Source organism: Pseudomonas sp. GZD-209 (genome assembly GCF_049310485.1).
Lineage (GTDB): Bacteria > Pseudomonadota > Gammaproteobacteria > Pseudomonadales > Pseudomonadaceae > Aquipseudomonas > Aquipseudomonas sichuanensis.
This window is the reverse complement of sequence record NZ_JBMOWQ010000039.1, coordinates 1-6523: the sequence shown is the minus strand read 5'-3', so window position 1 is coordinate 6523 and position 6523 is coordinate 1. Positions and strand designations below refer to the sequence as shown.

Genomic DNA, 6523 nt, shown 5'->3' with positions numbered 1-6523 from the left:
TCTTCTCTTCTTCCCCCCCCCCCACCCCCCCTTACCCCCCCCCCCCCCCCCCCCCCCCCCCCCCCCCCCCCCCCCCACGGCCTGCAAGGGCTCGACCGTTAAACCGTTCTGTTAATAACAAGAAAAGAGGACGCAAAGGGATGGAACAGCGCAATCGCATCAGGACATTGGGCTCGCTGGCACTGCTGGCCATGGTCGGCAGCAGCGGGGCCCAGGCTGCCGAGGCTTTCTCGTCGGAATCGAAATGGATGACCGGCGACTGGGGCGGCACTCGCACCGAGCTGCTGGACAAGGGCTATGACTTCACCCTCGACTACGTCGGCGAGGTGGCCGGCAACCTGCACGGTGGCTACAACGACGACAAGACCGCGCGCTACAGCGACCAGTTCGCCCTCGGCGCGCATCTGGACCTGGAGAAGATCTTCGGCTGGCACGATGCCGAGTTCAAACTGGCGATCACCGAACGCAGCGGCCGCAACCTGTCCAACGACCGCATCAGCGACCCACGCGCCGGGCAGTTCAGCTCGGTGCAGGAAGTCTGGGGCCGGGGCCAGACCTGGCGGTTGACGCAGATGTGGGTCAAGCAGAAGTACTTCGACGGTGCGCTGGATGTGAAAGTCGGCCGCTTCGGCGAAGGCGAGGACTTCAACAGCTTCCCCTGCGACTTCCAGAACCTGGCGTTCTGCGGCTCGCAGGTGGGCAACTGGGTGGGGGGTATCTGGTACAACTGGCCGGTCAGCCAGTGGGCCCTGCGGGTGAAATACAACATCACCCCGGAATTCTTCGTCCAGGTCGGTGCCTACGAGCAGAACCCGTCGAACCTGGAGACCGGCAACGGCTTCAAGCTCAGCGGCAGCGGCACCAAGGGCGCGATCCTGCCGGTGGAGGCGGTGTGGTCGCCCAAGGTCAACGGCCTGCCGGGCGAGTACCGCCTGGGCTACTACTACAGCACCGCCAAGGCCGACGATGTGTATGACGACATCAACGGCAACCCGCAGGCATTGACCGGGCAGGACTTCAAGTCGCACTCCAGCAAGCATGGCTGGTGGGTGGTGGCGCAGCAGCAGGTGACTGCCCACGCCAGTGATGCCAGCCGTGGCCTGAGCCTGTTCGCCAACTTCACCGTGCACGACAAGGCCACCAACGTGGTCGACAACTACCAGCAGGTCGGCCTGGTGTACAAAGGCGCCTTCGACGCCCGTCCCAAGGACGATATCGGCTTCGGCGTGGCCCGTATCCATGTCAACGACGACGTGAAGAAACGCGCCGAACTGCTCAACGCCCAGTCCGGCATTAGCGATTACGACAATCCAGGCTTCGTGCCGCTGCAGCGTACCGAGTACAACGCCGAGCTCTACTACGGCTTCCACGTCACCAATTGGCTGACCGTGCGGCCGAACCTGCAGTACATCAAGAGCCCGGGTGCGGTGGACGAGGTGGACAACGCGCTGGTCGCAGGGTTGAAGATTCAGTCGTCATTCTGAGACGAATTGTTGTAAATTTACGCCATCCATTTTCGGCCCTCCGCTAACCACTGGTCTGCAGTGGTTAGCGGGTACGGGCTGAGACAGCGCTATCTCGAACAACAAAAGAGCTTGGAACCATGGCAGAACATCCGCTACATCGCTTCTTCACCTCGCAACGGCCGAGGCCGACCTTCGAGTGGGAGCGTTACCAGCAGCGCGATGTGCTGATCATCGACCACCCTCGCTGCCAGGCGGTGTTCAGCCGCCAGGGCGGGCAATTGCTGCATTTCCAGCCCACCGGTGAAAAACCCTGGCTGTGGTGCGCCGAACAGTGGCCGCAGGTTGGCGCCATCCGCGGTGGCGTGCCGGTGTGCTGGCCCTGGTATGGCCGCCACCCCAGCGAAGACCTGTGGCCGGCCCATGGCTGGGCACGCCTGCTGGACTGGAAGCTGGTGGACAGCCGTGAGGACGAGGAGGGCGTGACCTTGAAGTGGCGCCTGGACTTGTGCGACTGGCAGGTCGACCTGCATGCGCGCCTGGGCGCCAGCATGGAATTGAGCCTGAGTACCGAGCACCAGGACAGCGAGCCCTGCCAGTTGAGCCATGCGCTGCTGGCTTACTGGCGGATCAGTGACGTGTCAAAGATAGCGCTGTCTGGGCTTGAGGATATCGAAGGCTACGACCGCCTCAACCGCCAGGCTTGCCGCGAAGACGGCGCGTTGAAACTCAAGGGCGGTTGCCAGAAGGTCTACCCCGGCACGCCCAAGGTGCAGTTGCAGGACCCGGCCTGGCAGCGCGAGCTGTGCATCGACACCGGCGACAGCGACGACACCGTGGTCTGGCACCCAGGCAACCGCCCGCTGATGGGCGTGAGCGGGCGCGAGTGCCAGGGGTTCGTCTGCGTCGAGGCGGCCAGCGGCAGCGACGAGGGCCTGAGCCTGAGGCCGGGTGAACGTGCGCACCTGCGGCTGCAGGCGCACCGCCTCAGCTGAGGTCGTCGTCCTCGATCGGGTAGCGGCTGGCGTTGAGGCTTTCCTTGATCTTGCGCAGGTGCGGCTGGAAGTCCACGCCGCGGCGCAGGGTCATGCCGGTGGCGAGCACGTCGAGCACGGTGAGCTGGATGATCCGCGAGGTCATCGGCATATAGATGTCGGTGTCCTCCGGCAACGGGATGTGCAGGCTCAGGCTGCAGGCCTGGGCCAGGGGCGAGCCGGCGGCGGTCAGGCCGAGCACCGAGGCGCCGTTTTCCCGCGCCACGCGCGCCACCTCGACCAGTTCGCGGGTGCGCCCGGTGTAGGAGATGATCACGAACAGGTCACCGGTGTGGGCCACCGAGGCCAGCATGCGCTGCATCAGCACATCGGCATGGGCCGACACGGCAAGGTTGAAGCGGAAGAACTTGTGTTGCGCATCGAGGGCCACCGGGGCGGAAGCGCCGAGGCCGAAGAAGTGGATCTGCCGGGCCTGGATCATCATGTCCACGGCGCGGCTGACCTGCTGTGGGTCGAGTTGCTGGCAGGCGCTGTCGAGCGAGGCGATGGCGCTGCCGAAGATTTTCTGGGTGTAGGCCGCCGGATCGTCGTCGGCCTCCACCGCGCGGCTGACGTAGGCCGCGCCGCTGGCCAGGCTCTGCGCCAGTTGCAGCTTGAGCTCGGGGTAGCCGTTGACGCCGAACGAGCGGCAGAAGCGGTTGACGGTCGGTTCGCTGACCGAGGCTGCCTGGGCCAGCGCGGCGATGCTGAAGCGGGTGGCTTGTTGCGGGTTGAGCAGGATGACTTCGGCGACTTTGCGTTCGGCCTTGTTCAACTCGTCCAGGCGGCCCTGGATCTGTTCCAGGAGGTTACGCACGCGGTCCATGGGGTGTCCTTGGTCGGCTCTAGGTGACAGCCGGCTGGCGGGGCAGCAGGCTTTTTGCAGTGTTGTGTATCCTACTGGCGGTGAGATTGTCACACCACTGGGTTGTAATAGATGTAAGTAATGTTGTGGTTTTTACTACATTAGGCCTTGAAAACCCGCTTTGAAAGCGGTATTCCTAGCTCAACTTTAATAAAAGAACCAACATCATGGCTGCGATCAGTGTCGAACCTTGCACATTTGCCCTCTTTGGCGCCTTGGGCGACCTGGCATTGCGCAAGCTGTTTCCCGCGCTCTACCAGCTCGACCGTGCCAACCTGCTGCACCCGGACACCCGGCTGCTGGCCCTGGCCCGCGAGCCGGGCACCGCGCAGGAGCACCTGGGCACCATCGAGGCGCACCTGCGCCGCCACGTCCCCGACGCGGACATCGACGCCGTTGCCCTGGGCCGCTTCCTCGAACGCCTGAACTACCTGCATGTGGACTTCGTCCAGCCCGAGGATTACCAGGCGCTGGTCGAGCAAGCGCCAGGCGAGCTGCCACTGATCGCCTATTTCGCCACGGCCGCCGCAGTCTATGGGGCGATTTGCGAGAACCTCGACAAGGCCGGCCTGGCGCCACGCACCCGAGTGGTGCTGGAAAAGCCCATTGGCCACGACCTGGAGTCGTCGCGCCGGGTCAACGACGCCGTGGCGCGCTACTTCCCGGAAAACCGCGTCTATCGCATCGACCACTACCTGGGCAAAGAGACGGTGCAGAACCTGATCGCCCTGCGCTTTGCCAACAGCCTGTTCGAAACCCAGTGGAACCAGAATTCCATCTCCCACGTGGAGATCACCGTCGCCGAAAAGGTCGGTATCGAAGGCCGCTGGGGCTACTTCGACAAGGCCGGCCAACTGCGCGACATGATCCAGAACCACTTGTTGCAGCTGCTTTGCCTGATCGCCATGGACCCGCCCAGCGACCTTTCCGCCGACAGCATCCGCGACGAGAAGGTCAAGGTGCTCAAGGCCCTGGCGCCGATCACCGGAGAGGGCCTGAGCACTCGCGTGGTGCGTGGCCAGTACATCGCCGGCTACAGCGACGGCAAGCCGGTGCCGGGCTACCTGGAAGAAGACAACGCCAACGCCCAGAGCGACACCGAAACCTTCGTCGCCCTGCGCGCCGACATCCGCAACTGGCGCTGGTCGGGCGTGCCGTTCTACCTGCGCACCGGCAAGCGCATGCCCGGCAAGCTGTCGCAGATCGTCATCCACTTCAAAGAGACGCCGCACTACATCTTTGCCCCGGAACAGCGCTTGCAGATCGGCAACAAGCTGATCATCCGCCTGCAGCCGGACGAAGGCATCTCGCTGCGGGTGATGACCAAGGAGCAGGGCCTGGACAAGGGCATGCAGCTGCGCAGTGGCCCGCTGCAACTGAATTTCTCCGACACCTGGCGCAGCGCGCGGATTCCTGACGCCTACGAGCGCTTGCTGCTGGAAGTGATGCGCGGCAACCAGAACCTGTTCGTGCGCAAGGACGAAATCGAATACGCCTGGAAATGGTGCGACCAGCTGATCGCCGGCTGGAAGACCAGCGGCGATGCCCCCAAGCCCTATGCGGCCGGTTCCTGGGGGCCCATGAGCTCGATTGCATTGATTACACGTGATGGGAGGGCCTGGTATGGCGATATCTGAACTGCAACTGCCGGCGAGCGTGAAGGCGCATGCGCTGGCCGATTCGAACAGCCTGGCGGCGACCCTGGCCCATGACGTGGCCGAACGCCTGCGCCAGGCCATCGCCGGCAAGGGCCAGGCCTGTGTAGTGCTGTCCGGCGGGCGTAGCCCGGTGCCGTTCCTCGAGCAGCTGGCTGCGCAAGTGCTGGACTGGTCGAAGGTGACCGTGAGCCTGGCCGACGAGCGTTGGGTGCCGGTGGAGCATGCCGACAGCAACGCAGGCTTGCTGGCCCGTCACTTGCTCAAGGGCGCGGCGGCCAAGGCGCGCTTCATCGGCCTCTACCAGGCTGCCGCCAACCTGGAAGCCGCTGCCGACCAGGCCGACCAGGTACTGGCCGACTTGCCGCCGATCGATGTACTGGTGCTGGGCATGGGCGACGATGGCCACACCGCCTCGCTGTTCCCGGCCAGCCCCAACCTGCGCCAGGGCTTGGCCAAGGTGGGTGAGCGCCGCTGCCTGCCGATGCTGGCGCCCAGCGTGCCGCACCAGCGCCTGAGCATGACCCGCGCGCTGCTGGCCACCGCCGGCTTCACTGCCCTGTCCGTGCAAGGGGCCGGCAAACTCGCTACCCTGCGCGCCGCGCTGGCGGGCAACGACCTTACCGAAATGCCGATTCGCGCTTTTCTTCACGACCCCCTGAGCATCTACTGGTGCCCATGAGCCAAGGATCCACAGTCATGACCACCCTCGAACGCCCACAGCCTTTGCTCTCGATGGCCGAGAAAGCCGAACGCATCGACGCGATCTGCGCCAAGGCGCGCATCCTGCCGGTGATCACCATCGCCCGCGAGCAAGACATCCTGCCGCTGGCCGACGCCTTGGCCGCCGGTGGCATCCGTACCCTGGAAGTGACCCTGCGCTCGGCGCTGGGCCTGAAGGCCATCCAGGTGCTGCGTGAGCAGCGCCCGGAGCTGTGCGTCGGTGCCGGTACCGTGCTCGACCGCAGCATGTTTGCCGCCGTGCAGGCCGCAGGCGCGCAGTTCGTCGTCACCCCGGGCATCACCCAGGACATTCTCGAGGCCGGCGTGGACAGCGACATCCCGCTGCTGCCCGGCATCAGCACGCCGTCCGAGATCATGATGGGTTACGCCCTGGGTTACCGCCGCTTCAAGCTGTTCCCGGCCGAGATCAGCGGCGGCGTGGCGGCGATCAAGGCCTTCGGCGGCCCGTTCGGCGACATCCGCTTCTGCCCCACGGGCGGGGTGAACCCGGCCAACGTGCGCAACTACATGGCACTGCCCAATGTGATGTGCGTGGGCGGCACCTGGATGCTCGACAGCAGCTGGATCAAGAACGGTGACTGGGCCCGTATCGAGGCGTGCAGCGCCGAGGCGATGGCGCTGCTGGACTGACCGATTTCGTTGTGTGCTACACGGCTTGTGGGGCGCTTGGTCGGCGCCCCTTTTTTTTGCCTGGGCCCAATCGCGGGGGGGGAAAACCCACACCACTCGTTTGTGGTCAGGGGGGGGGGGGGGGATTACCCC

At 65.0% G+C, this 6523-nt stretch carries 6 protein-coding genes; 5 read left to right on the top strand and 1 reads right to left on the bottom strand.

Translation table 11 applies throughout. The features are described 5' to 3' along the window. Window positions 1-191: 191 nt before the first annotated feature. Entirely contained in the window at window positions 192-1484 is a 1293-nt protein-coding gene (locus ACO6VM_RS06660; RefSeq protein ID WP_401060656.1) for a carbohydrate porin, read from the top strand. A 119-nt stretch (window positions 1485-1603) separates the two neighbouring features. Beyond that, the gene (locus ACO6VM_RS06655; protein WP_125860010.1) at window positions 1604-2458 is read left to right on the top strand and encodes a D-hexose-6-phosphate mutarotase; all 855 of its coding nucleotides are present in this window, start codon (window positions 1604-1606) and stop codon (window positions 2456-2458) included. Here the strand turns inward: ACO6VM_RS06655 and hexR are convergent. After that, window positions 2451-3314, bottom strand: coding sequence for a DNA-binding transcriptional regulator HexR (gene hexR, locus ACO6VM_RS06650; RefSeq protein ID WP_178125804.1), 864 nt, complete (start codon window positions 3312-3314; stop codon window positions 2451-2453). The genes ACO6VM_RS06655 and hexR overlap by 8 nt on opposite strands. A gap of 215 nt (window positions 3315-3529) precedes the next feature. Between hexR and zwf the strand changes: the two genes are divergently transcribed. Genes zwf through ACO6VM_RS06635 form a run of 3 tightly spaced genes read left to right on the top strand, consistent with a single transcriptional unit; the run spans window position 3530 to window position 6391 of the window. Next, on the top strand, window positions 3530-4999 hold the full coding sequence (gene zwf, locus ACO6VM_RS06645; protein WP_110993265.1) for a glucose-6-phosphate dehydrogenase: 1470 nt from the start codon (window positions 3530-3532) through the stop codon (window positions 4997-4999). Further along, the gene (gene pgl / locus ACO6VM_RS06640; protein WP_422402950.1) at window positions 4986-5699 is read left to right on the top strand and encodes a 6-phosphogluconolactonase; all 714 of its coding nucleotides are present in this window, start codon (window positions 4986-4988) and stop codon (window positions 5697-5699) included. The genes zwf and pgl overlap by 14 nt, the downstream gene beginning before the upstream one ends. 17 nt (window positions 5700-5716) lie before the next feature. Then, entirely contained in the window at window positions 5717-6391 is a 675-nt protein-coding gene (locus tag ACO6VM_RS06635; RefSeq protein WP_390968309.1) for a bifunctional 4-hydroxy-2-oxoglutarate aldolase/2-dehydro-3-deoxy-phosphogluconate aldolase, read from the top strand. Window positions 6392-6523: the final 132 nt, after the last annotated feature.